Annotated in this window: 22 protein-coding genes; 15 read left to right on the forward strand and 7 right to left on the reverse strand. The window is 59.9% G+C overall.

All coding sequences use genetic code 11. The annotated features are described in order from the left end of the window. Positions 1-13: 13 nt before the first annotated feature. On the forward strand, positions 14-763 hold the full coding sequence (locus IM299_RS00960) for an SDR family NAD(P)-dependent oxidoreductase (RefSeq protein WP_193356856.1): 750 nt from the start codon (positions 14-16) through the stop codon (positions 761-763). On the opposite strand, the gene IM299_RS00965 is transcribed toward IM299_RS00960, so the two are convergent. Genes IM299_RS00965 through IM299_RS00995 form a run of 7 tightly spaced genes read right to left on the reverse strand, consistent with a single transcriptional unit; the run spans position 760 to position 7,593 of the window. Next, positions 760-1,689 carry an ABC transporter ATP-binding protein gene (locus tag IM299_RS00965; protein ID WP_041909880.1) on the reverse strand — a complete coding sequence of 310 codons (930 nt, stop codon included), beginning with the start codon at positions 1,687-1,689 and terminating at the stop codon, positions 760-762. The two genes, IM299_RS00960 and IM299_RS00965, sit on opposite strands and share 4 nt — an antisense overlap. Next, the gene (locus IM299_RS00970) at positions 1,682-2,668 is read right to left on the reverse strand and encodes an ABC transporter ATP-binding protein (protein ID WP_182033811.1); all 987 of its coding nucleotides are present in this window, start codon (positions 2,666-2,668) and stop codon (positions 1,682-1,684) included. The genes IM299_RS00965 and IM299_RS00970 overlap by 8 nt, the downstream gene beginning before the upstream one ends. Beyond that, positions 2,668-3,561, reverse strand: coding sequence for a D,D-dipeptide ABC transporter permease (gene ddpC / locus IM299_RS00975; protein WP_048958273.1), 894 nt, complete (start codon positions 3,559-3,561; stop codon positions 2,668-2,670). The genes IM299_RS00970 and ddpC overlap by 1 nt, the downstream gene beginning before the upstream one ends. Then, positions 3,558-4,580, reverse strand: a complete 1,023-nt coding sequence (locus IM299_RS00980; RefSeq protein ID WP_041909885.1) for an ABC transporter permease — start codon at positions 4,578-4,580, stop codon at positions 3,558-3,560. Before IM299_RS00980 ends, ddpC begins: the two co-directional genes overlap by 4 nt. 23 nt (positions 4,581-4,603) lie before the next feature. Then, positions 4,604-6,136 (reverse strand): ABC transporter substrate-binding protein, encoded by a 1,533-nt coding sequence (locus IM299_RS00985; RefSeq protein ID WP_193356857.1) that lies wholly within the window; start codon positions 6,134-6,136, stop codon positions 4,604-4,606. A 14-nt stretch (positions 6,137-6,150) separates the two neighbouring features. Then, the gene (ddpX, locus tag IM299_RS00990; protein WP_028013222.1) at positions 6,151-6,726 is read right to left on the reverse strand and encodes a D-alanyl-D-alanine dipeptidase; all 576 of its coding nucleotides are present in this window, start codon (positions 6,724-6,726) and stop codon (positions 6,151-6,153) included. Between the two features lie 12 nt (positions 6,727-6,738). After that, positions 6,739-7,593 carry a MurR/RpiR family transcriptional regulator gene (locus tag IM299_RS00995; RefSeq protein ID WP_045630451.1) on the reverse strand — a complete coding sequence of 285 codons (855 nt, stop codon included), beginning with the start codon at positions 7,591-7,593 and terminating at the stop codon, positions 6,739-6,741. Positions 7,594-7,860: 267 nt separating this feature from the next. On the opposite strand from IM299_RS00995, the gene IM299_RS01000 reads away from it, so the two are divergent. From IM299_RS01000 to dsbG, 14 genes are all read left to right on the forward strand, one after another. Then, positions 7,861-9,342, forward strand: coding sequence for an alpha/beta hydrolase (locus IM299_RS01000; protein WP_193356858.1), 1,482 nt, complete (start codon positions 7,861-7,863; stop codon positions 9,340-9,342). 95 nt (positions 9,343-9,437) lie between these two features. Next, entirely contained in the window at positions 9,438-10,649 is a 1,212-nt protein-coding gene (locus IM299_RS01005; RefSeq protein WP_028013219.1) for a diguanylate phosphodiesterase, read from the forward strand. 88 nt (positions 10,650-10,737) lie between these two features. Beyond that, a complete protein-coding gene (locus IM299_RS01010; protein ID WP_193356859.1) occupies positions 10,738-11,628 on the forward strand; it encodes an aminoimidazole riboside kinase in 891 nt (296 codons plus the stop codon). Between the two features lie 172 nt (positions 11,629-11,800). Next, positions 11,801-13,318: a carbohydrate porin gene (locus tag IM299_RS01015; protein WP_193356860.1), complete on the forward strand. Its 1,518-nt coding sequence runs from the start codon at positions 11,801-11,803 to the stop codon at positions 13,316-13,318. A 66-nt stretch (positions 13,319-13,384) separates the two neighbouring features. After that, positions 13,385-14,755, forward strand: coding sequence for a sucrose-specific PTS transporter subunit IIBC (locus tag IM299_RS01020; protein WP_193356861.1), 1,371 nt, complete (start codon positions 13,385-13,387; stop codon positions 14,753-14,755). Continuing rightward, on the forward strand, positions 14,755-16,161 hold the full coding sequence (locus tag IM299_RS01025) for a sucrose-6-phosphate hydrolase (RefSeq protein ID WP_193356862.1): 1,407 nt from the start codon (positions 14,755-14,757) through the stop codon (positions 16,159-16,161). Before IM299_RS01020 ends, IM299_RS01025 begins: the two co-directional genes overlap by 1 nt. 28 nt (positions 16,162-16,189) lie before the next feature. Beyond that, positions 16,190-17,206: a LacI family DNA-binding transcriptional regulator gene (locus tag IM299_RS01030; protein ID WP_193356863.1), complete on the forward strand. Its 1,017-nt coding sequence runs from the start codon at positions 16,190-16,192 to the stop codon at positions 17,204-17,206. An 89-nt stretch (positions 17,207-17,295) separates the two neighbouring features. After that, positions 17,296-18,846, forward strand: a complete 1,551-nt coding sequence (locus IM299_RS01035; protein ID WP_193356864.1) for a methyl-accepting chemotaxis protein — start codon at positions 17,296-17,298, stop codon at positions 18,844-18,846. Between the two features lie 202 nt (positions 18,847-19,048). Beyond that, complete coding sequence (locus IM299_RS01040; RefSeq protein ID WP_047365118.1) at positions 19,049-19,468, forward strand: hypothetical protein; 420 nt, start codon at positions 19,049-19,051, stop codon at positions 19,466-19,468. A gap of 5 nt (positions 19,469-19,473) precedes the next feature. After that, positions 19,474-20,034 (forward strand): RNA polymerase sigma factor, encoded by a 561-nt coding sequence (locus IM299_RS01045; RefSeq protein WP_045630592.1) that lies wholly within the window; start codon positions 19,474-19,476, stop codon positions 20,032-20,034. Between the two features lie 87 nt (positions 20,035-20,121). Next, a complete protein-coding gene (locus IM299_RS01050) occupies positions 20,122-20,490 on the forward strand; it encodes a hypothetical protein (RefSeq protein ID WP_028013210.1) in 369 nt (122 codons plus the stop codon). Between the two features lie 48 nt (positions 20,491-20,538). Beyond that, the gene (locus tag IM299_RS01055; RefSeq protein ID WP_193356865.1) at positions 20,539-22,563 is read left to right on the forward strand and encodes a protein-disulfide reductase DsbD; all 2,025 of its coding nucleotides are present in this window, start codon (positions 20,539-20,541) and stop codon (positions 22,561-22,563) included. 6 nt (positions 22,564-22,569) lie between these two features. Beyond that, positions 22,570-23,181 carry a DsbA family protein gene (locus IM299_RS01060; protein WP_193356866.1) on the forward strand — a complete coding sequence of 204 codons (612 nt, stop codon included), beginning with the start codon at positions 22,570-22,572 and terminating at the stop codon, positions 23,179-23,181. A gap of 41 nt (positions 23,182-23,222) precedes the next feature. Continuing rightward, positions 23,223-23,981, forward strand: a complete 759-nt coding sequence (gene dsbG, locus IM299_RS01065; RefSeq protein WP_193356867.1) for a thiol:disulfide interchange protein DsbG — start codon at positions 23,223-23,225, stop codon at positions 23,979-23,981. The last annotated feature ends 25 nt before the right edge of the window (positions 23,982-24,006 follow it).

Consider the following 24,006-nt stretch of genomic DNA (forward strand, 5'->3'; position numbering starts at 1 on the left):
AAAGGTAAATGACATGAACACGACTCTCTCAGGAAAAATTGCACTGGTCACCGGCGGCAGCACCGGTATTGGTCTTGCCACGGCGCAGGAGCTGGCGGCACAGGGCGCGAAGGTGTACATCACCGGGCGTCGTCAGGCCGAACTTGACGCCGCGGTAGAAGAGATTGCTTCTGACGCAGTGGGCATTCGCGCGGACGTCTCTAAGCTTGCCGATCTGGATGCGGTTTATGCCCGGATAGCAAAAGAAGAAGGCCGTCTCGATATTCTGTTCGCCAATGCGGGTGGCGGCGATATGCTGCCGCTGGGCGCGATCACCGAAGAACAGTTTGACCGGATTTTTGGCACCAACGTTCGCGGGGTGCTGTTCACGGTGCAGAAGGCGCTGCCGCTGTTATCAACAGGCTCGTCGATCATTCTGACCGGCTCGACGGTGTCGGTTAAGGGGACGGCTAACTTCAGCGTCTACAGCGCCAGTAAGGCCGCGGTGCGTAACTTTGCCCGCTCCTGGGCGCTGGATTTGCAGGGCCGTGGGATCCGCGTCAATGTCGTAAGCCCGGGCCCGATCAAAACGCCTGGTTTAGGGGATCTGGTGCCGGAAGAACACCGCCAGGGGCTGTACGACGCGCTGGCCGCGCAGGTGCCGCTCGGACGTTTAGGCGCGCCGCTCGAGGTGGGTAAAGCGGTGGCGTTTCTGGCCTCCGACGCGGCCAGCTTTATCAACGCCACCGAGCTGTTTGTGGACGGCGGGATGGCGCAAATTTAACCCAGGCTGCGCCAGCAGCGAACGTGACGGCCCTCGCGAGAGGGCTGTAGCGGCTGAGGACGTTCGCACCCCTGCGCGGCCATCGGGCAGCGGTCGCGGAAAAAACAGCCTTCGGGCAGGTGACGGTTGCCGGGAAGCTCCGTTTTGCGTAACGCCAGCGTTTCATCCAGCGGCTCTCCGGTGCGGGGAACCGAATCGAGCAGCAGGCGGGTATAGGGGTGGCGCGGCTCGCCAAGTACCTGCGCGGCGCTGCCCAGCTCCACAATCTGTCCGAGATACATCACCGCCACGCGGTCGCTCATGTGTCTGACCACCGAGACGTTATGCGAGATCAGTACGTAGGTCAGATTACGCTGCTGCTGTAGCGTCACCAGCAGGTTGAGGATTTGCGCCTGCACGGAGATATCCAGCGCGCTGGTGGGTTCATCGAGCACGATGATATCCGGGTCGGACGAAAGCGCCCGGGCGATGGCAATGCGCTGGCGCTGCCCGCCGGAGAAGGCGTGTGGAAGGCGGTCGAGATATTCCGGGCGAATGCCCACCTGCAGCGCCAGATCCGCCGCCAGCTGACGGCGCTCGCGCTCGCTGCTGCGTTTTTGCACCCACACCGGCTCGGTAATGATGCGCCAGACCGGCAATCGAGGGTCGAGCGAGGAGAGCGGATCCTGAAACACCATCTGCATGCCACCGGCATGGTGGGCACGCTGGCATGCGCCGGCGCTGGGTTTAAGCATCCCCATCAGCAGCTGCGCCAGCGTGCTTTTCCCACAGCCGGACTCCCCGACAACGCCCAGCGTTTCGCCCCGACGGATCTGGAGATCCAGCCCGTTGAGCGCATGGACCCGTTCCGTCACGCGGCCCAGCCAGTTTTTGCGCGCCGCAAAGTTCACGTGCACGCTATCCAGTTCCAGCAGTACATCAGACATGGTGTTTCTCCCGTTGTGGATACCAGCAGGCAGCCTGTTGGCCCTCTGCGCCATGGGGCTGCAGGCGCGGCGTTTCGCTGCATTTTGCCCCCGCGGCAAAGCAGCGATCGCGGAAAGCGCACCCCTGCGGAAGCTGGCTGAGGTTGGGCACCGTTCCGGGAATGGCGGGCAGCAGATCGCGCGGCTGGCCGTTTTCCGGCGCGCACCGCAGCAGGCCGATAGAATAGGGATGCACAGGGCGGTGGATCAGCGTTTGCGTGGCACCGCTCTCTATCACGCTGCCCGCATACATTACGTACATTCTGTCGCAGAGCTGGGACACTACGGCCATATCATGGCTGATAAACAGCACCGAGGTGCCGCTGGCCTTCGCCTTATGCTTCAGTAAGCGCAGCACCTGGAGCTGGACGGTTACGTCCAGCGCGGTGGTCGGCTCGTCGGCGATGATCAGCTCCGGCTCGCAGGAGAAGGCAAGGGCGATCATCACCCGCTGGCGCATGCCGCCGGAGAGTTCAAACGGATAACGCGCCATGACCTCCTTCGCGTCCGGAATTTGCATCTCTTCCAACAGGGCGATCGCCTTCTGCTGCGCCTCGCGCCGGGAAAGCGGCTGATGCTGGCGAATCACCTCCACCATCTGTTTGCCAATCCGCCGTGTCGGGTTTAGGGCGGTCATGGGCTCCTGAAAAATCATCGCCACTTTAGCGCCGCGCCACTGGCGAAGCTGTTTCTCGGACGCCGTCAGGACGTTTTCACCGAGTAATCTCACCTGACCGTGATGAATACGGTAGCTGCCCTCTGGCAGCAGGCGCATGGCGAGCATGGCGGTAACGGATTTGCCCGACCCTGATTCGCCCACCACGCCGACAATTTCGCCCCTGCCGATCTCAAGCGAAACGTGGTTCAGCGCATGAACCTCCCCGCGAAAAACCGGGAAGCTCAGATGCAGGTCTTCAATATTGAGTACCGGTTCGGTCATTACTGTTTGCCTCCTGACTTCGGATCCAGCAGATCGCGGATACCGTCGCCAAACAGATTAAAGCCCACGGCGGTAATCAAAATTGCCGCACCTGGAAAGGCGCAGTACCACCACTGGTCCAGAACGTAGTTACGGCCCACGGCCACCATCGCGCCCCATTCGGCGGTGGGCTGCTGCGCGCCCAGGCCAATAAACCCCAGCGTGGCGGCCATCAGAATGGCGCTGCCGATATCCAGCGACGCCTGCACGATCAGTGGCGGCAGGGCGTTGCGCAGGATATGCCAGCGGATCAAATGCCAGCGGGAGGCGCCAAAGGTGCGGGCGGCCTGAACGTAGGTGAACTGACGCACCACCAGGGTTTGCCCGCGCGCCAGCCGCACGTAGAACGGTATGCGGACAATCGCAATCGCCAGCATGGCGTTAAACAGGCTCGGACCGAGCGCGGCGGCCAGCGCCATGGTCAACACCAGAGAAGGAATGGAGAGCATAATGTCCATCACCCGCATGATGACGGCGTCGCCGCGCCCGCCCAGGACGCCGGACAAACAGCCCAGGAGCGAGCCAATGCCGCCCGCAATCACCACCACCGCCAGCCCGGCGGTAATCGACTGCTGGCTGCCCGTCAGCACGCGGCTGAACAGGTCGCGTCCCACCTCATCGGTGCCAAACCAGTGTTGCGCAGAAGGTGCCTGCAGGCGGGCGGTGAGATCCAGCGCGTTCGGGTCATGCGGCACTATCCACGGCGAGGTCACCATCAGCAAAAGCATCGCGACCATAATGACGCCGCCGACAATCGTGAGCGGGCTTTGGCGCAGCATCCAGAACAGCTTTGCCCAGTTGATGCGTTGTCTGGTGGTTTTCACCGGGACGGGTGTTTCCTGCGTTAACATCATTCGGCACCTCCGCGCCCGATTCGCGGGTCAATCCACAGGTAAAGCAGATCGACCACCAGATTAACCAGCACGTAGGCCAGCGAAACGACGACGGCAAAGCCCATCACCGCCGGGAAGTCCAGCGCCTGAATGGAAGTCACCACCCAGGCGCCCATACCCGGCCAGGCAAAGACGGTTTCGGTCAGGACGGCGCCGTAAAGCAGGTCGCCCAGCGCCAGCCCGAGCACGGTAATGGACGGGATCATCGCATTCGGCAGGGCGTAGCGCAGGACGATGTACCAGCCGGGCAGCCCGCTGGCGCGTGCGGTGCGGATGTAGTCCTCGCTAAGCTGCTCCAGCATCGCCGAGCGCACCTGGCGCGCCACGATGCCCAGGTGAACAAACGCCAGCGTCAGCGAGGGTAAAATCAGGTGCTGCAGCGCGTTGAAAAAGACTTCACCGTTGCCTTCCAGCAGGGCGTCCAGCAGATAAAACCCGGTGACGTGCGTCGGCGGATCGAGCCAGTCGTCCAGCCTGCCGCCGCCCGGCAGAATCTGCAGATGCCCGTAAAACAGGACAATCACGCCCAGCCCAAGCCAGAATGCAGGCGTGGAAATCCCGGTCATCGCCATTAAACGCACCAGGTGATCCAGCCAGCGGTTGCGGTACACCGCCGACAAGATCCCCAGCGGCACGCCGATAACCAGCGCCAGCAGCAAAGAACAAAAGGCCAGCTCCAGCGTGGCGGGGAAAAAGGCCTTCAGGTCTTCCGCAACCGGGCGTCCGGTACGGATGGAGGTGCCTAAATCACCGTGGGCCAGGGCGTCCACGTAGCGGCCAAACTGCACATAGAGCGGCCGATCCAGCCCCAGCTGCTGGCGAATGTTCTGCACGATTTCGTCGCTGGCGCGATCGCCCGCCAGCAAACGCGCCGGGTCGCCGGGGATCATGTGTGAAATAATAAAGGTAATAATACAGACACCGGCCACCACCAGGAGTAACCCCCAGCAGCGCTGGCGCACGATGCTCCAGAACGTCATACGCTTTCCCCCGACGAGAACCGTTATTTACTCATGGTGGCGATGTTGAACACCTGCTCGAGCATAGGATTAAAGGTGAAGCCTTTGACCTCTTTGTTCATCGCCAGCTGGTAGTTCTTCTGGAACAGATAGACGTAGGCCGCTTCGTCAATCACCACCTTTTGCGCCTGCTGGTAATCTTTGGTGCGTTCCGCCTGGTCGGTGGTTTTCAGCGCGGCCTGCAGCAGCGAATCCACCTCTTTGTTCACATAGAACGAGCGGTTGCCCGGCAGCCCTTTTTTGTCCGATTCGAACCAGTAGTTCATGAACATGTACGGGTCGGCAAAGTCCGGGCTCCAGTTGCCGATGGCAATGTCGTAATCGCCTTTACCGACGCGGTCGCGCATGGTGGCATTGGCCAGTTTTTCCAGCTTGACGTTAATGCCGATCTTGCCGAGGCTCGCCTGAGTGGAGAGGGCGATAGGCTCCCAGTTCGGATCGTTGTCCGAGTAAAGGAAGGTCAGGCTGGCGGGTTTGTCTTTGACCTTATCCAGCGCCGCTTTGGCTTTGGCTTCGTCGAAGCTGTACTGCATTGCCGCGGCGTCAAAGCCCCACATCCCTTCCGGGATCGGGCCGCGCATCTGCTTGCCGTTGCCGCTCAGAATGCCTTTTACCATTCCCTGATAGTCCGTCGCCCAGGAGATGGCCCGGCGTAAATCCACCTGATTGAGCGGCGCTTTGCTGTTGTTGAGATAGAGATAGGTCACGCGCAGGGAGGGGTATTCCGCGACGGCGACTTTGCCTTCCTGCTTCAGGGCCGCCAGCTGATCGACCGGCAGGGAGTCGGCAATGTCCAGATCGCCGCGGGAAAGCTGCAGTCGGCGCGAGGCGCTTTCACCGATAATTTTTACCGAGACGCGCTTAAAGTGCGGCTTGTCGCCCGGCCAGTGAGGGTTCGGCACCAGGATCAGCTGCTGGCCTTTCTGCCAGCTCTTCAGCATAAACGGCCCGGAACCGGCGGTATTTTGCGCCAGAAAACCGCGCGCGTCATCCGCGGCATTAGCCTTCAGCACCGCCGGGTTAATGATGGACGCCCCGTCGTTTGCCAGCGTGTAGAGGAAAGGCGCGAACGGCTGGCTGAGGGTGAATTTCACCGTGTGGTCATCGACGGCATCAATTTTCAGATCTTTCGGGAAGGCTTCAGACGGCCCCTGGCCGAGCTTCAGCAGGCGCTCAAAGGAGAGCTTGACCGCTTCGGCGGTGACCGGCGTGCCGTCGGAGAATTTGGCGTTATCCGCCAGGGTAAAGGTCCACTCTTTCTGGTCGTCGGACGCCTTCCAGCCCGTCGACAGATCGCCCTCCACCTCGGTAGAGCCGGGCTTGTACTTGACCAGACGCTGGTAGGAAGGATAGGTGACGGTCCAGTCGTTGTTATCGATGGTGATGGCAGGGTCGAGCGTTTGCGGGTCGGCGGCTTTACCGATCGCCAGCATGTCTTTCGGGACGGCGGCCAGCGCCAGCGGGGCGCTCAACGCCAGCGTGGCGGCAATCAGAGTCGTGAGAAGCGATGTTTTCATGGCAGTGCTCCAGGTTAAAGAGAGGTGTGCGTCAGGGGAAAACAGGCAAAACGGTCATCAAGCAGCGGGTAGCTGGCGGCGTTCGGCAGTTCGAAGTGCCACCATTCGCTGCTAATCCCCACAAAACCGCCGCCGAACATGATGGCGTTCAGCAGCAGACGGTTGCGCTGGGCGTGCGGGGGTACGGAAGGGTGATAGGGATGCGAACGGTCATGCATTTCGTCAAAACCGGCGCCCATATCCAGCACGCTGTTATGCTCGTCCATCAGCGTGACGTCGATGGCCGTACCGCGGCTGTGATTGGAGCCAATTGCCACGTCGACCACATACTCCGGGTTCGGGCAGGCGTCCCACAGCTGGGCCTGCGCCTGCTGCGGCCGGTAGGCGTCGTACACCACCAGCTTCAGCCCGGCCAGGGCGGCAATGCTGATGGCTTTTGCCAGCGCGGTGGCGGCGTCGGTATGCAGCAGGCACAGCGCCTCCTGATAGATCGGCCTGCCGGTGATGTTGTCGGCGGTGGCGTACTTCAGATCGATATGCAGCGTGGGAAACGTCTTCGCCACGTCAATCAGTTCACTCTCATCGGGCATAGCTCCGCTCCTTTAGCGTTCGAATTGACCAAACTCTTGTTGTAATTGTCGGTTTACCGCCAGACGCGCCGGGAGCGCATCACCCAGCGCTTCCACCACGCCCGACAGCAGCAGGTTGAACAGACAGCTCACGGGGGCAAGCGAATCCCAGAAATGACCGGTATCGGTTTTCACCTGCAGTAAATCCATCGGGTAATCTCGTGCCCACGGGCACCAGATGTCGGTGATTAAGGCCAGTGGGATCCCTTTTTCGCTCGCCACGCGGCAGTACTGGCGGGCCATCGTGGAGTAGGTGCGCGTATCGGTCAGCACAACGTAAGGGTGCGAAAACCCGGAGTTGAGGGATTCCACCCAACTGCCGGACGCGCCTTCGGAATAGCTCACGCGCGGGCGAAGGTACTCGAGATGGCTGAAGAAGGCGTTGGCGATCCCGCGCGTGGACTGGATCCCGAGCACAAACACCGCGTCGGCGTGAGCCAGGTTGTGCACCACCTGACGGAAGGCGTCCGTTTGCGCCAGCTGATACACCTGCGTAATGGCGTCCACCTCCAGCGAGAGGGCATGCTGAAGGCGGTTGGGCAGGGGACGCTGCTGCTGCCAGGAGTCCAGCCGCTCGTTCATGCCCCAGGGCTGATACGGATCGCGCAGGCTCTTTTTGACATCTTCCAGGTTGCGATACCCCAGCTTGCGCAGGAAGCGTCCGACGGTGATCCCGCTGGTCCCGCTCGCCAGACCGACGCTTTCCGCGGTTTCAAACGGGATTTGCGCGGCGTGCGCCAGCAGCCAGCTCCCGACCCGCTTTTCGCTGGGAGTGAGCTGGCTGAACGTCGCTTCGATACGGCTCAACATCTCGGGTTTCGTCGTCATACCGCCTCGCTGTTAACTGGCTGTCAAAAGCTGGATTTGTGTTACCGGGTTAACAATGCACGACGCGTGCCATGTTCACGGTGAGGTAAAAAACCCGCCGTGCTGTTAATTTCACGCAATATTTAGTTAACCAATGATCAACATTTGTGCAGCGTAGTTCACTTTTGGTGCAGCGGCTGACGCGGCAGGTATGAATTTGATGAATACGTCAGTCCGTTCACATTTTTGATAAGATAAAAGGACAGTGAACACAAAAGGGATCCCGGCATGGCGAATTTGCCCCGGCGAATCAGCGTGCGCCTGACGGCGCTTGCAAAGAAAACAGGGATGGTCGTGGGGATCGTCCTGGTCGTCCTGTTGGCGGTGCGGGTCTATCTCTCGCAGCAGGGGCCGGACCTGCACCTCTGGCACACCTGGCGGGCGAACGAGATGTCCGTGCGTGAACTCGATAACACCAACTTTGCCGGGTATGTTGCCCGGGAAAACGCCATTTTCGCCGAGCTTGATAGGGCGGTGACGGCGAAAACAGCGGGCGAGGAACAAACGCCGCTAAACCGCTATTATCGCCAAAGCCTGGTTTGGCCGGGACAGTTCACGCCCGATGCCAACCGTTCGTTTGTGCTGATGCCAGCAGGAAAACCCCGTGGCGCGGTGGTATTGCTGCACGGACTGACGGACTCGCCTTATAGCGTCAGGCACCTTGCCGAAAATTATCAACAGCACGGCTTCGTGGCCGTGGTTCCGCGCCTGCCCGGACACGGCACCGCGCCCGGCGCGCTGACCGACGTTGACTGGGAGATGTGGCTCGCGGCGACGCGTCTTGCCGTGCGGGAAGCCACGCGCCTGACGGGGGATAACGTGCCGCTGCATCTGGTGGGGTACTCCAACGGCGGGGCGCTGGCGATGAAATATGCTCTCGATGCGCTGGATTCCTCTGCGCTTCGTCGACCGCAGCAGGTAATCTTACTCTCACCGATGATCGGCGTGACGGCCTTTGCGCGCTTTGCCGGTTTTGCGGGGCTACCGGCGCTGCTGCCGCCGTTTGCCAAAGCGGCGTGGCTGAATATCTCCCCGGAATATAATCCGTATAAATACAACTCGTTCCCGGTGAACGCCGCCCGCCAGTCGTGGCTGCTGACGAAGGCCCTGCAGGAGCAGATTGGCCGTGAGGCGCGGGAGAACAGGCTGGCGAATTTGCCACCGGTGCTGGCGTTCCAGTCGGTCATGGATTCTACGGTCAGCACCCGCGCGGTGGTGACCGGCCTGTTTGACCAGCTTCCGGCAAACGGCAGCGAGCTGGTGGTGTTTGATATCAACCAGGCGGCCAGCTTCCGCCCGCTGTTCAAGCCGTCGTCGTGGACGGCAACCTCGGAGCTGCTGCCGGTTGCGCAGAGACGTTACGGTGTCACGATTATTACCAATGCGGACGCACACAGTTTCTCGACGGTGGCGAAAACAACGCCAGCAGGCAGCACGCGGGAGACGGTTGTGCCGCTTGTGCAGACCTGGCCGCAGGATGTCTATTCCTTGTCGCATATCGCCGTGCCGTTCCCGCCGGATGACGATCTCTATGGTCGTGAACCTGGGGTGAAAAACCGCTACGGGATAAGCCTGGGAACGATTGCGCTGTGGGGAGAAACGTCCGTGTTGAGCGTTGGTAAAGAGGCGCTGATGCGGGTCACCTCGAACCCGTTTTACGACTATATGCAGGAGAGGATCGACAGCAGGATTGGCGATGGGGAAAAGTAACGTTCCCTTGTGGCGTGAATATGTTAGGTCGCATTGATTAAGTATGTTACATAGTAGCTTCAAGGCACCTCTCTTTATCATTGGAACCCCTTTTTGTGCTGACGACGCTGATCTACCGAAGCCAGTTGAATTTATCCCGCCCGTCTACCGAACTGCGGGAGCTGGTGGAGCGCGCCAGAGGCCGCAACACAAAACTGGATATTACCGGCGTCCTCCTGGCAAAAGGGAATGACGTTCTGCAGATCCTCGAAGGGTCGGAAGAGAGTGTGGTCAAACTGTTCCACACCATCCGTGAGGACAAGCGTCACAGCGGGGTGGTTGAACTGCTGCGGGACTATGGTCCGCGCAGACGCTTCGAAAACGTCGGTATGCTGCTGTTCGACCTGCAAACGCAGTCGCCGAAAGAGGTGCTGCAGTCGGTGCTGCGCTACAGCAAGCTGGACAGCTATCTGACCTCCGACGATCGGGTGTTCAAATTTATTCAGACCTTTATAACCGGTAAACGTCCGGCCCCGTCGGGGACGCGTTACACCTCGGACAAATGGACGCTCTCGACCGAAGCGCTACCCTTTGGCGAACATCTGGGCCTGATTGCCGGGCAAACCTGCCAGTTTGCGCTGCAGCCAATTGTCGAGCCCTCGGAAGGGAAAATCAGCTCCCTTGAGGCGCTTATCCGTAGCAATGACGGCGGCAGCCCGGAACATTTCTTCAGCTCCCTGGACCCGGCGAAAATCTATGAAGTCGATCTCCAGACGAAAGCGTATGCCTTCGCGCTGGCGGAAAAGCTGGGCATTGGTAGCCATAAAATCGCGGTAAACCTGCTGCCCATGTCGCTGGTGAATGTCCCTGGCGCGGTGGAATTTCTGGTCGATGAGATTAAAAAACATGGCCTTCAGCCGGAGCAGGTGGTCATTGAAGTCACTGAAAACGAGATGATCTCCGGGTTTAACCAGTTTAACAGCGCCATAAAACGGCTTCGCGGTGAGGGGGTTGGCCTGGCGATTGATGATTTCGGTTCCGGCTATGCCGGGCTTTCGCTGTTGACCCGCTTCCAGCCGGATAAAATCAAAATCGATCGCGAAATCATCAGCGATATCCATCTCAGCGGCCCGAAGCAGGCGATTGTGCGCTCCATCATCAGCTGCTGCTCCGATCTTGAAATTACCCTGGTGGCCGAAGGGATCGAGAAAATAGAGGAGTGGTGCTGGTTAGAATCTGCCGGGATCCGCCGCTTCCAGGGCTTCCTGTTTGCCCGTCCGCAGCTTAACGGCGTTGGCGATATTCGCTGGCCTCATCTGAAGCGTTAGGCAATTTTCCTCCCGCGTTATTTCCCCTTTTCCCTGCCTGTGCTTAAATAGCTAAAACGGTTTAACATAGTTTAGCTAAGAGGATCACATGGAAAAAATCTGGGTACTTGGCGATGCGGTGGTGGATTTATTGCCCGATGGCGAAGGGAAATTACTGCAGTGCCCCGGTGGCGCACCGGCAAACGTCGCGGTGGGCATTGCCCGGCTGGGGGGCAAAAGCGCGTTTATCGGCAGGGTTGGCGACGATCCTTTCGGGCGCTTTATGGCGAAAACGCTCGCTGACGAGCGGGTCGACGTGAAGCATATGCGCCTTGACCCGGCCCACCGCACCTCTACGGTGGTGGTGGATCTGGACGACCACGGCGAACGCTCGTTTACCTTCATGGTGCGCCCGAGCGCCGATCTGTTTCTTGAACCCGCTGACCTGCCGACGTTCAGCGCGGGCGAGTGGCTGCACGTCTGTTCCATCGCGCTAAGCGCAGAGCCGAGCCGCTCGGCGACCTTTCAGGCGATGGACGCCATCCGGAAGGCGGGCGGCTACGTGAGCTTCGACCCCAATATTCGCCCGGATCTCTGGCCGGATGAGAACGCGCTGCGTCGCTGCCTGCAACAGGCCCTGCAGAGCGCCGACGTGGTCAAGCTCTCCGTTGAGGAACTGGCATTTTTAACCGGCGATGCGGATGTAAGAGAAGGTCTGAACACGCTGATGCAGCGCTGCCCGGCGCGCCTGGTGCTGGTCACCCAGGGAAAAGAGGGCGTTATCGCCTGGCATCAGGGCGCGGTGAAACACTATCCGGCTACCCCTGTGCAATGTGTCGATACCACTGGCGCGGGCGATGCCTTCGTCGCCGGGCTGCTCTACGGGCTGGCCGCCGGTCAGGAGCTGGTTCCGGCAATCGCCTTAGCCCAGCGCTGTGGCGCGTTAGCCACCACGGCAAAGGGGGCGATGACCGCGTTGCCCTGGCAGCACGACCTGTAATCCTTCCTTCACTGGCCGCCGTCCGGCGGCCTGAATTGTCGCCTCGATCACACTTACTAAATCGGTTTAGCAAAAAAGATTGCCGATCCAAAATTCCCAGGTTTAGTATCAGCAACCTAAACCGGTTTAGCAATTTAGCACGTTCGATTAATACTTTTAGGGATGCGACAAAATGTATAAAAAACGCAGACTTGCCGTGATGATAGGCATGCTGGCCGGCAGTACCTCTGTTTTTGCCCAGACGGATATGACAAGTATCGAAGCGCGCCTTGCCGCGATGGAGCAGCGCCTTCAGGCTGCTGAAGCGCGTGCGCAGGTCGCTGAAAAACGCGCCACCGAAGCCGAACAAAAAACGCAGCAGCTGGTCGCCGCCCAGCAGCAGACGCAAACCACAACCCAGGCGGTGGCGCAGCGCACCACCGCGCTGGAGAAGAAGGCGGATCAGAGCAGCGGGTTTGAGTTCCACGGCTATGCCCGCTCTGGCCTGCTGATGAACGACGCGGCCTCCAGCAGCAAAAGCGGCCCTTACCTGACGCCAGCCGGGGAAACCGGCGGTGCGGTAGGGCGTCTGGGTAACGAAGCCGACACCTACGTCGAGCTGAACCTGGAGCACAAGCAAACCCTGGATAACGGGGCGACCACGCGCTTCAAGGCGATGCTGGCCGACGGTCAGCGAACCTATAACGACTGGTCAGCCGATACCAGCGATCTCAATATTCGCCAGGCCTTTGCGGAGCTGGGTAACCTGCCTGATTTTACCGGCGCGCTGAAGGGCAGCACATTCTGGGCGGGTAAACGCTTCGACCGCGACAACTTTGACATTCACTGGCTGGATTCCGACGTGGTATTCCTGGCCGGTACCGGCGGCGGCGTCTACGACGTGAAGTGGAACGACTCGCTGCGCAGCAACTTCTCGATCTACGGCCGCAACTTCGGCAGCGTGGAGCAGACCGACAATAACGTTCAGAACTACATCCTCAGCATGAACCACTTCGCCGGCCCGCTGCAGGTGATGGTGAGCGGCCTGCGGGCGAAGGATAACGACGATCGTAAAGACGCTAACGGCGATCTCATCAAAACCGACGCGGCCAATAACGGCGTTCATGCCCTGGTGGGGCTGCACAACGAGAGCTTCTATGGCCTGCGGGAAGGGAATGCCAAAACGGCGCTGCTGTACGGTCACGGCCTGGGTGCAGAAGTTAAGAGCATCGGTTCCGACGGGGCGCTGCTGTCTGACGCCGATACCTGGCGCTTCGCAAGTTACGGTGTCACGCCTGTTGGCGGTGGCTGGAGTATCGCGCCTGCCGTGCTGGCGCAGAGCAGCAAAGATCGCTACGTCAAGGGCGACAGCTATGAGTGGGTGACGCTCAACACCCGCCTGATTAAAGAGCTAACCCAGAACTTCGCGCTGGCGTTTGAGGGAAGCTATCAGTACATGGATTTACATCCGGAGGGCTATAAGGACCGCAACGCCGTTAACGGCAGTTTCTACAAGCTGACCTTTGCGCCAACGTTAAAAGCGAGCAAAATCGGCGATTTCTTCAGCCGCCCGGAGCTGCGCCTGTTTGCCACCTGGATGGACTGGAGCAGCAAACTGGATAATTACGCCAGCGATGATGCCTTTGGCAGCAGCGGCTTCAACGCTGGCGGGGAATGGAACTTTGGGGTCCAGATGGAAACCTGGTTTTAACCCATCACGCTCCCGCCCGGCGGGGGCGTTTCGCACATCATAAAAAGAAGTCAGGCAGAGGTATCTATGGATGTTAATCAAATCGCCCACGAGCTTATTCCGCTGCTGGGCGGCAAGGAAAATATCGCCAGCGCCGCGCACTGCGCTACGCGTCTTCGTCTGGTGCTGGTCGACGACGCGCTTGCCGATCGGCAGGCGATTGGCAAGGTTGAGGGCGTGAAGGGCTGTTTTCATAACGCCGGGCAGATGCAGGTCATTTTCGGCACGGGCGTGGTGAATAAGGTCTACGCCGCGTTTATTCAGGCGGCGGGGATTAGCGAGTCCAGCAAGTCTGAAGCGGCGGATATCGCGGCGCGCAAGCTGAACCCGTTCCAGCGCATTGCGCGTTTGCTTTCCAATATCTTTGTCCCGATCATTCCCGCCATTGTGGCGTCCGGCCTGCTGATGGGCCTGCTCGGCATGGTGAAAACCTACGGCTGGGTCAATGCGGATAACGCCCTCTACATCATGCTGGACATGTGCAGCTCGGCGGCGTTTATCATTCTGCCAATCCTGATCGGCTTTACCGCGGCGCGGGAATTTGGCGGGAACCCGTATCTGGGCGCGACGCTGGGCGGCATTCTGACTCACCCGGCGCTGACCAACGCCTGGGGCGTGGCCTCCGGCTTCCACACCATGAACTTCTTCGGCCTTGAGATCGCGATGATTGGCTACCAGGGCACGGTATTCCCGGTGCTGCTGGCCGTCTGGTTTATGAGCATCGTCGAGAAAAACCTGCGCCGCGCGATCCCGGACGCGCTGGATCTGATTTTGACGCCGTTCCTTACCGTCGTTATCTCTGGCTTCATCGCCTTGCTGATTATCGGCCCGGCAGGGCGCGTGCTGGGCGACGGCATCTCCTTTATTCTGAGCACGCTGATTGAACACGCGGGCTGGCTGGCCGGGCTGCTGTTCGGTGGGCTGTACTCGGTGATTGTGATCACCGGTATTCACCACAGCTTCCACGCGATTGAAGCCGGGCTGCTGGGTAACCCGTCGATTGGCGTTAACTTCCTGCTGCCTATCTGGGCCATGGCGAACGTGGCGCAGGGCGGTGCCTGTCTGGCGGTGTGGTTCAAAACCAAAGATGCCAAAATCAAAGCCATTACCTTACCGTCGGCGTTCTCTGCGATGCTGGGCATCACCGAAGCGGCCATTTTTGGTATCAACCTGCGCTTCGTGAAGCCGTTTATCGCCGCGCTGATTGGCGGTGCGGTGGGCGGGGCCTGGGTGGTCTCCGTGCATGTCTACATGACCGCCGTCGGGCTGACCGCCATTCCGGGCATGGCTATCGTTCAGGCCAGTTCGCTCCTTAACTATATTATCGGCATGGTGATTGCCTTCGGCGTGGCGTTTACCGTCTCGCTGCTGCTGAAATATAAAACGGACTCTGAATAATGACGCAACTTTCCCGCTGGCCTGCGATCCTACAGGCCGTTATGAAAGGGCAGCCGCGGGCGCTGGCGGATAGCCATTACCCGCAGTGGCACCCCGCGCCGGTGACGGGGCTGATGAACGACCCGAACGGGTTTATCTGGTTTGCCGGACGCTACCACCTGTTTTATCAGTGGAACCCGCTGGCCTGCGAGCATCGCTTTAAATGCTGGGGGCACTGGAGCTCTGCGGACCTGGTGCACTGGCAGCATGAGCCGCTGGCGCTGATGCCCGACGAAGAGTATGAACGCAACGGCTGCTACTCCGGTAGCGCCGTGGACAATCACGGCGTTCTCACGCTGTGCTACACAGGCAACGTTAAGTTTGATGACGGCAGCCGCACCGCCTGGCAGTGCCTCGCCGTGGAGCAGCAGGACGGAACCTTTACGAAGCTGGGGCCGGTGCTGGCGCTGCCGGAAGGCTACACCGGCCACGTGCGTGACCCGAAGGTATGGCAGCACGACGGGGAGTGGTACATGGTGCTGGGTGCGCAGGATGTGCAAAAGCGCGGCAAGGTGCTGCTGTTTAAATCAGCCGATTTGCATGCCTGGACGTCCTGCGGGGAGATCGCTGGTCACGGCGTCAACGGCCTGACGGAAGCGGGGTATATGTGGGAGTGCCCGGACCTGTTCGCCCTCGACGGAACGCACGTCCTGATCTGCTGCCCGCAGGGGCTGGCGCGCGAGCCGCATCGCTACCTCAATACCTATCCGGCCATCTGGATGAGCGGGGCGTTTGACTATGCCAGCGCCGCATTCGATCACGGCGAGCTTCACGAGCTGGACGCGGGCTTTGAATTCTACGCCCCGCAAACCACGTTAGCAGAAGACGGACGCCGCATTCTGATCGGCTGGATGGGCGTACCGGACGGGGAAGAGATGCTTCAGCCAACGCGGGCGCACGGCTGGATGCACCAGATGACCTGCCCGCGTGAACTCAGCTATCGCGACGGCAGGCTCTGGCAGACCCCGGCGCGCGAGCTGGCGGCGCTGCGTGAAGATGAGCAGCGCTGGCAGGGGCGCGCCAGCGAGGCGCCGGAACTGGACGCGACGCGCCTGGAGTATGAGCTGGGCGCATCGCAGGTGAATGTCGATTTCGCAGGCGCGCTGCGCCTCACGGTCGATGAGCAGGGTTTACGCCTTGAACGCGCGAGCCTGAAAACCGGTGAAACATTGACCCGCTACTGGCAGGGTGAGGTTCGTCATTTACGCGTTCTGTGCGACTGCTCAAGCGTTGAAATTTTCATCAATCACGGTGAAGGGGTGATGAGCAGCCGCTATTTTCCTGACCATCCGGCCCGGGTGCGATTCGAAGGTGCGTCCGACATCACATTACGCTACTGGTCGCTGCGCGCCTGCATGATAGAATGAGGGTTTTGGCAGCCGGATCTAAGTCGTTGTGAGAAAAACAAAACGCGTCACCATAAAAGACATCGCGGAGCTGGCGGGTGTGTCAAAAGCCACCGCCAGCCTGGTCCTGAACGGGCGCAGCAAAGAGCTTCGCGTGGCGGAAGAGACGCGCGAGCGCGTGCTGGCGATTGCAAAAGAGCACCACTATCAGCCCAGCATTCACGCCCGGTCGCTGCGCGATAACCGCAGCCACACCGTTGGTCTGGTGGTCCCGGAGATCACTAACTACGGTTTTGCCGTGTTTTCTCACGAGCTGGAGACGCTGTGCCGCGAGGCGGGTGTTCAGTTGCTGATCTCCTGCAGCGATGAAAACCCAGGGCAGGAGACGGTGGTGGTGAACAATATGGTGGCGCGTCAGGTGGACGGGCTGATTGTGGCCTCCAGCATGCTGAACGATGCGGACTACCTGAAGCTCAGCGAGCAGCTGCCCGTGGTGCTTTTTGACCGGCACATGAACGACAGCGCGCTGCCGCTGGTGATCACCGACTCCATTTCCCCGACAGCGGCGCTGGTAGCGGACATTGCGCGCCAGCATCCGGATGAATTCTACTTCCTCGGCGGCCAGCCGCGCCTGTCTCCGACGCGCGACCGTCTGGACGGTTTTAAGCAAGGTCTGCGAGAGGCCGGCGTGGAGCTTCGCCCCGAGTGGATCATTCACGGTAACTACCACCCGAGCTCCGGGTACGAGATGTTTGCCGAACTTTGCGCCCGCCTGGGGCGTCCGCCAAAAGCGCTTTTCACCGCCGCCTGCGGGCTGCTGGAAGGGGTACTGCGCTATATGGGCCAGCATAACCTGTTGCAAAGCGATATCAGATTAGCCAGCTTTGACGATCACTATCTCTACGATTCACTGACGATCCCGGTGGATACCATTCGTCAGGACAACCGCCAGCTGGCGTGGCACTGCTTTGATCTGATTGGCAAATTGATCGAAGGAGAGACTCCGCAGCCATTGCAGCGCAAGCTGGATGCCACCCTGCAGCGGCGCTATAAGTCAGCGGTATAGCCCCAGGCGATATATCAATAACTTTAATTAATTTAAGTTTTGGAAGCGCCGATAACCATAAGGAATAATTCTCCTTGAGGTATTGGTTTATGTCGTTGAAAAAGTCGTCCCTGATTGTCCTGTTCTCGCTGCTTTTGTTCTTTATCGTCAGCACCGTGACGAGCGTTGGCCTCATCATTAAAAGTAATAACTCGCTGGATAACGTAAACAAAGAGATCCAGGTGGTGCTGTCGATTATTGACCCCATCAACCACAGCCGTACGCTGCGCGTGCGGGTGATGGAGTACGTGAAGATGGTGGAAGCGGGCAACGCGACGGACGAGTCTGCAAAGCTTGCCGCAGTGAAAGAGGCGCTGACCAAAGCGGATAATGCCTTTGCGGCGTTTATGGCTTCGCCGCGTCTGACGGATGAAGCGCCCCTGGTGAGTGCCTATCAGGACGCCTGGCAAAACTACCGCAACCAGGGGCTGGCGCCGCTGATCGATGCCGCTGCGGCGCACGATGTCGCCAAATTTAACGCCCTGATCCCGGAAGTTTCCCGTCTCGACCGCCAGTACGAAATCATTCTCGACCAGGTCCTTTCCGTCCACCAGAAATACGCCAAAAGCCTGAACGAGGATGCGAGCAGCAATTTCGTCTCCGGCCTGGTGATGATTGCCGTTATTGCCTGCCTGTTTGTGGTGGTGATCGTTGCAGTCAGCATCTTCATGAAGCGCTTTGTCTTTGCCCCGGTAAACCTGGCGCGCGAGCACTGCAGCCAGATTGCGGCGGGCAAGCTGGACATTCCGGTGCCGGTGAAGGGCAGTTCACATAACGAAATCGACCACCTTATGGGTTCGATGGAGCAGATGCGTCAGGCACTGCTGGCGACCATCGCCCAGGTGCGCGATGCGAGCCATACCGTGACGCACGCGGCGCAGGAGATTGCCTCCGGGAATATCGATCTGGCTTCGCGTACCGAGCAGCAGGCTTCCGCGTTGACCCAGACGGCGGCGAGCATGGAGGAGCTGAGCGCGACGGTGGCGAACAATACCGATAATGTCTATCAGGCCGGAAAACTGGTGCAGGACGCGGTGAATAATGCCCACACCGGGGAAGCGGTGACCCGGGAAGTCATCGACACGATGAACACCATCGCGGCGAACTCGAAGCGCATCGAAGACATTACCAGCGTGATCAACAGCATCGCCTTCCAGACCAACATTCTGGCACTTAACGCGGCGGTTGAAGCGGCGCGCGCCGGAACGCAGGGCCGCGGTTTTGCAGTGGTGGCCAGCGAAGTGCGCACTCTGGCGCAGAAAAGCGCGGTGGCGGCTAAAGACATCGAAAGCCTGATTGCGCAGTCGGTCTCCAGCGTCAAAAACGGTGCGGAGCTGGTGAGCCGCTCGGGCGAGGTGATTGACGCGATCATTTCGTCGGTGAATAAAGTGAATACGCTGATGGAGCAGATCTCCGTCGCCTCCGAAGAGCAGAGCCGCGGGATTAGCCAGGTCGGGCAGGCGGTGACCGAGATGGATGGCGTAACCCAGCAGAACGCCGCGCTGGTGCAGCAGTCCGCGGCGGCAGCGGCCTCGCTGGAAGAGCAGGCGCAGCAGCTTTCGCGGAGTATTTCGAGTTTTAGGTTGCCGGTGCAGGCGTAAGTCTTTGACACGTGCCGGGTGGCGCTGACGCTTACCCGGCCTACGAAACCTGCAGGCCCGTGCAAGCGTCAGCGCGCCGCTGGGCAATAACCGCGAATGTGCGGCCAGAGTAATTATTTCATTCCCCCCAGCAATATTTCCCATCCTCATCCGTCTACCTCATCACACGCCATAATCAATTACTGTAAACGAGGTAAACACCATGAGAGATTTTGAAATGCACGGCAGAGGTCACGGGCGCGGATTCGGTCGCCACCGTATGGGTAAGGGCTTAATCATCGGCGCGGTGATTTTCATCGTGCTCGGCCTGCTGGTGATGTCCCTGTGGAACGCCTTGCTCCCGGCGATCCTCGGCGTGAAGGCCATCGGATTCTGGCAGGCGCTGGGCATTCTGGTGCTGAGCCGCATTCTGTTTGGCGGATTAGGTTTCCGCCCGGGGATGTTTGGCGCGCACCGGCGGATGCACGAGCGCTGGATGAACATGACGCCCGAGCAGCGCGAGGCGTTTATTCAGCAGCGTCGCGAAGGCTTTGGTCGTCACGGTCGCGGTCACTGCGGCTGGCACGGCCATCGTGACGATAAGCGCGATGACGCCGCGCCCAAAACCCCCGAAGCCGAGTGAGCGAAATGAAAGCCGGGGAGGCGGGCGGATCCATGCTGATGTCGGCGCTCAATGCCTGCCGCGCCCGGCTGAAAGCCTTCATTCGCGGACGGACGTCCGTTCGCGATGATGCCGACGACATTTTGCAGGAAGTCACGTATCAGCTGATGAAAGTGGAGCAGCCGGTCGAAAACGTCGCGGCCTGGCTGTTCCGCGCGGCGCGTAACGAGATGACAGACCGGGCGCGTAAAAAGCGCGAGGTGCCGCTCTCCGGCTATTTTACGGGCGAAGACGAAGAGGGTTTTCCCGAGGACGAGCTGGCCGAAACCCTGTTCGGCGTTCCGCAAACGCCGGAGGAGGAGTATCTCAAAACGCTGCTGTGGGAAGAGCTGGGGCAGGCGCTATCTGAACTCCCGCCACCGCAGCGCGAAGTGTTTGAAAAGACCGAGCTGCACGGGTACAGCATTAAAATGCTGGCTGAGGAGACGGGGGCCAGCGAGCAGGCGCTGTTATCCCGCAAGCACAAGGCGGTGCTGTTTCTGCGCACGCGCCTGCGGGATATCTACGACGCGCTGACGGGGGAATAGCGGCGACAGACAAAACCTTACACTTCCGGCACTTGTAGATTCATCACTATCGTTTATGATCGGGGCGTCTTGTTACTCTGGAATATTATGCGCAACCGTCAGCTCCTCGGAAAATGGCTTTTGATCATCACCTGTCTCGCGATGGCGATTTGCCTCGTGCAGCGTGCGGTGATGCTCAACCATTTTTTACAGGGACTGGATCCGCAGATTTCACTGAGTGCAGATGCCCCAACCCAAAGCAGCACCGAGCAGTCCGGGCCATCGCCCTGCCAGCTGGGCGCCCAGTCGCTTCTTTGTGCCCAGCCGCTGTTCTTCGACGGCGCGCTGCCGGCTATCATTATCTTCTTCGCGCTGTTACAGCTGCTGACGCAAGGGCGGGCCTTTGCTCCCGCGGAACAGCCCGTTCAGGCTCCGCCTCCCCGAATACACCTTAAAAACTGCGTTTTCCGTGAATGAAAATCATCGTCACCACACGATAATTTTTCACTGTTCACGGAGTAATACATGGTTAACCTCTTCAGGGGATTCGTCCTCCTGTGGCTGTCCTGCATCGGCATTGCCCATGCGGCAGACACCGGCTGGCTGGTCTCCCCACAAAACGATCACGCCCGCATCCGCTTTCAGGCGGAGAGGGAACAAACGCACATTAAGGGCCTGCTCACCGTTGAGCTAAAGCCCGGCTGGAAAACCTACTGGCGATCGCCGGGCGAGGGCGGCGTCGCGCCAAAAATCAGCTGGCCGGAAGGCGTAACGGACAGCTGGTCCTGGCCGGTACCGTCGCGCTTCGATATCTCCGGCATGACCACGCAGGGGTATCACGATAAGGTCACGATTCCGATCGTTCTCGACGGGGTGAAGAGCGACGCGCTCAATGGAACGCTCACGCTCTCCACCTGCAGCAACGTCTGCCTGCTGACGGACTATCCGCTGCATCTCGATTTTACCCAGCCGGTGGATGAGGGCTTCCGTAGCGAGTTCGAGCAAGCGATGCGCGCCGTTCCGGGCACGTCTGGCGTATCCGCAGATCTTTCCGCATGGCTATCCGGCGACAAGCTGGTGATTACCGGTACGACGGACGGGAAGTGGGACAATCCGGGGATCTACTTTGACCCGCTGGAGGGTGACATTCTGCCCGGCGAGCCGGCCATTAAGCACGACGGCAACACGCTTCGGGTGACGGTACCCGTGACCGACGAATGGGGCGATAAACCCGCCTCGCTGGAAGGCAAGAGGCTATCGTTTGTGCTGACCAATGGCGGTTACGCGCAGCAAACCACCATGACCGTTGGGGCAACTCCCGCAGAGCCTTCCGCGCCTGAAGGAACGGGTAAAATGGTACTTTTTGCCCTGCTGGGCGGATTGATCCTGAACCTGATGCCCTGCGTGCTGCCGGTAATGGGCATGAAGCTTAACAGCATCCTGCAGGCGGGATCGGACAGGCGCGCCATCCGGCTGCGCTTCCTGGCCACCAGCGCCGGGATCCTCACCTCCTTTGCGCTGCTCGCCGCGATGGTGACCGCGCTTAAGCTGACCGGGGCGTCGCTGGGGTGGGGCATTCAGTTCCAGAACCCGTGGTTTATCGGCCTGATGGTTGCCGTGACCTTCCTCTTTGCGCTGAACCTGTTTGGGGCGTTTGAGATGCTGCTGCCTTCAGCTGCCGCCGGGCGGCTGGCAACGGCAGGGGGCACAGGGCTTGGCGGCAGCTTCTGCGAAGGGATGTTCGCCACGCTGCTTGCCACGCCGTGCTCCGCGCCGTTCCTCGGCACGGCGGTTGCCTTTGCCCTTGGCGCGCCGCTGCACGCCCTGTGGCTGATCTTCCTGATGCTGGGCGTGGGCATGAGCCTGCCGTGGCTGTTCGTTGCCCTGGTGCCGAAAACGGCCATGCTGCTGCCAAAACCCGGCCGCTGGATGAACACGCTCAAAACGATCCTGGGCCTGATGATGCTGGCCTCCAGCCTCTGGCTGGTCACGCTGCTGAGCCTGCATCTCGGTGAGGCGGTCAGCCAGATCGTGATGCTGGTGCTGATCGTTATCGCGCTGGCGCTGTTCGCGAAGAAGGGGCAAACCTCCTCGCCGTTATTCTGGGTCGTGGTCATCGCGCTGTCGGTGTTCGGCGGGTATCAGCTGCGCGGGTTGCTCAACACACCGTCTGACGCCACCACGCAAAGCGTCGCACAGACCATCCCGTGGCAGCCGCTCAGCGAGGAGGCCATTGAGCAGGCGCTGGCGCAGGGGAAACGGGTGTTTGTGGATATCTCGGCGGACTGGTGCGTGACCTGCAAAGTTAACGAGCACCGGGTACTGCGTCAGCCGGACGTTATTGCCGCGCTGAGCCAGCCGGACGTGGTGGCCCTGCGCGGAGACTGGAGCCAGCCCTCCGCGCTGATCGCAGAGTTTCTCGCGAAGCGAAACCGCTACGCCATTCCCTTTAATGAGGTCTATGGCCCTGGCACGCCTGAGGGGGACATCCTCTCGCCGCTGCTGGACAAGCGCACCCTGGTCACCACCCTGAACAACGCAAAAGGCTGATGCATTATGAAAAAATTCTTTATTACGCTTATGCTCCTGCTGACCTCGGCTCAGGTCATGGCAGCCCAACCGCTGACGCCGGACCAGGAACAGCGCGCGCAGAAGATGATCGCTGATTTCCTGTTTAACGATCCGGATTCGCCGCGCATCGGCGCGAAAAACCCAAAGCTCACCCTGGTGGTGTTTACCGACTATAACTGCCCGTACTGTAAGAAATTCGATCCTTACCTGGAGAAGATCGTCGAAAAACACCCTGATGTGGCGGTGGTCTTTAAGTTTTTACCTTTCCGCTCGGAAAGTTCGCTGACCGCCGCGCGCGACGCGTTAACCGTCTGGCGCGCGCATCCCGAGCAGTTTATGAAATTTAACCATACCCTGATGGCAAAAAAGGGATATCACGATGACGCCAGCATTCAGGAGGCGCAAAAGCGGGCGGGGGTGAGCGTCACCGCGCCGGATGATGAGAGCATGGTTTCGATCAAACGCAGCCTGATCGTCGCGGAAAAAATGGGAATTCAGGGCACGCCCGCCACGCTTATCGGCGAAGGGCTGCTGCCCGGCTGGGTTCCTTTTGAACAGTTCGACGAAATGGTCAGTGAGGCACTGAAAAACCGCTAACCTGAAGGGGGCGGAATGCCCCCGACAAACCGGAGAGGGAAATGAAAAAATTACTGTTACTTTCGGCGCTGGCGACCTCAGGGCTGGCCCAGGCCGCTGATGCCATACCGGATGTGGTGAAGCAGTTCAGCGAGCAGCAGCAGATCAAAATCATTAAGAAACTGGATGCCCCTGGCGGGGCGCCAGCCTGGCTGGGGCAGTATCAGGACATGGGCGTGACGCTGTTTTTAACGCCGGACGGCAAGCACGTCATCTCGGGCTATCTGTACGATGAAAAAGGAAAAAACCTCAGCGAAGGCTATTTCCAGAAAGAGATCTACGCTCCGATGGGGCGCGAGATGTGGAAGAACCTCAACGCGGCGCATCCCCTGAAGGAAGGGGCAGATAACGCCCCGCGTAAGGTCTTCGTCTTCGCCGATCCGTTCTGCCCGTACTGCAAGCAGTTCTGGGCTGAAGCGCAGCCGTGGGTGAAGGCGGGCAAGGTTCAGCTCAACACGCTGCTGGTGGCGTTTCTTAACCCCAACAGCGGGCGTAACGCCTCTGCGATCCTGAATGCGAAAGATCCGGTTTCGGCCTGGCGCGAATACGAGCTTTCCGGTGGGAAAAAATTGCCAAAACCTGAAGGGGACGCTTCCCGCGAAACGGTAGCGATCCTGCAAAAGCATCAGGCGCTGATGGACAGCCTGGGCGCAAACGCCACGCCGGCCATTTACTATCTGAATGCGGAAAACGAACTGCAGCAGGTGGTCGGTATGCCGGACGCGCAGCAGCTTGAGGCAATGTTCGGGCCGAAGCCGTAAGAAATCAGGCAGAAACGGGGTGTTT

The sequence above is a fragment of the Enterobacter cloacae complex sp. P47BA genome, assembly GCF_014930485.1.
GTDB lineage: Bacteria > Pseudomonadota > Gammaproteobacteria > Enterobacterales > Enterobacteriaceae > Enterobacter > Enterobacter bugandensis.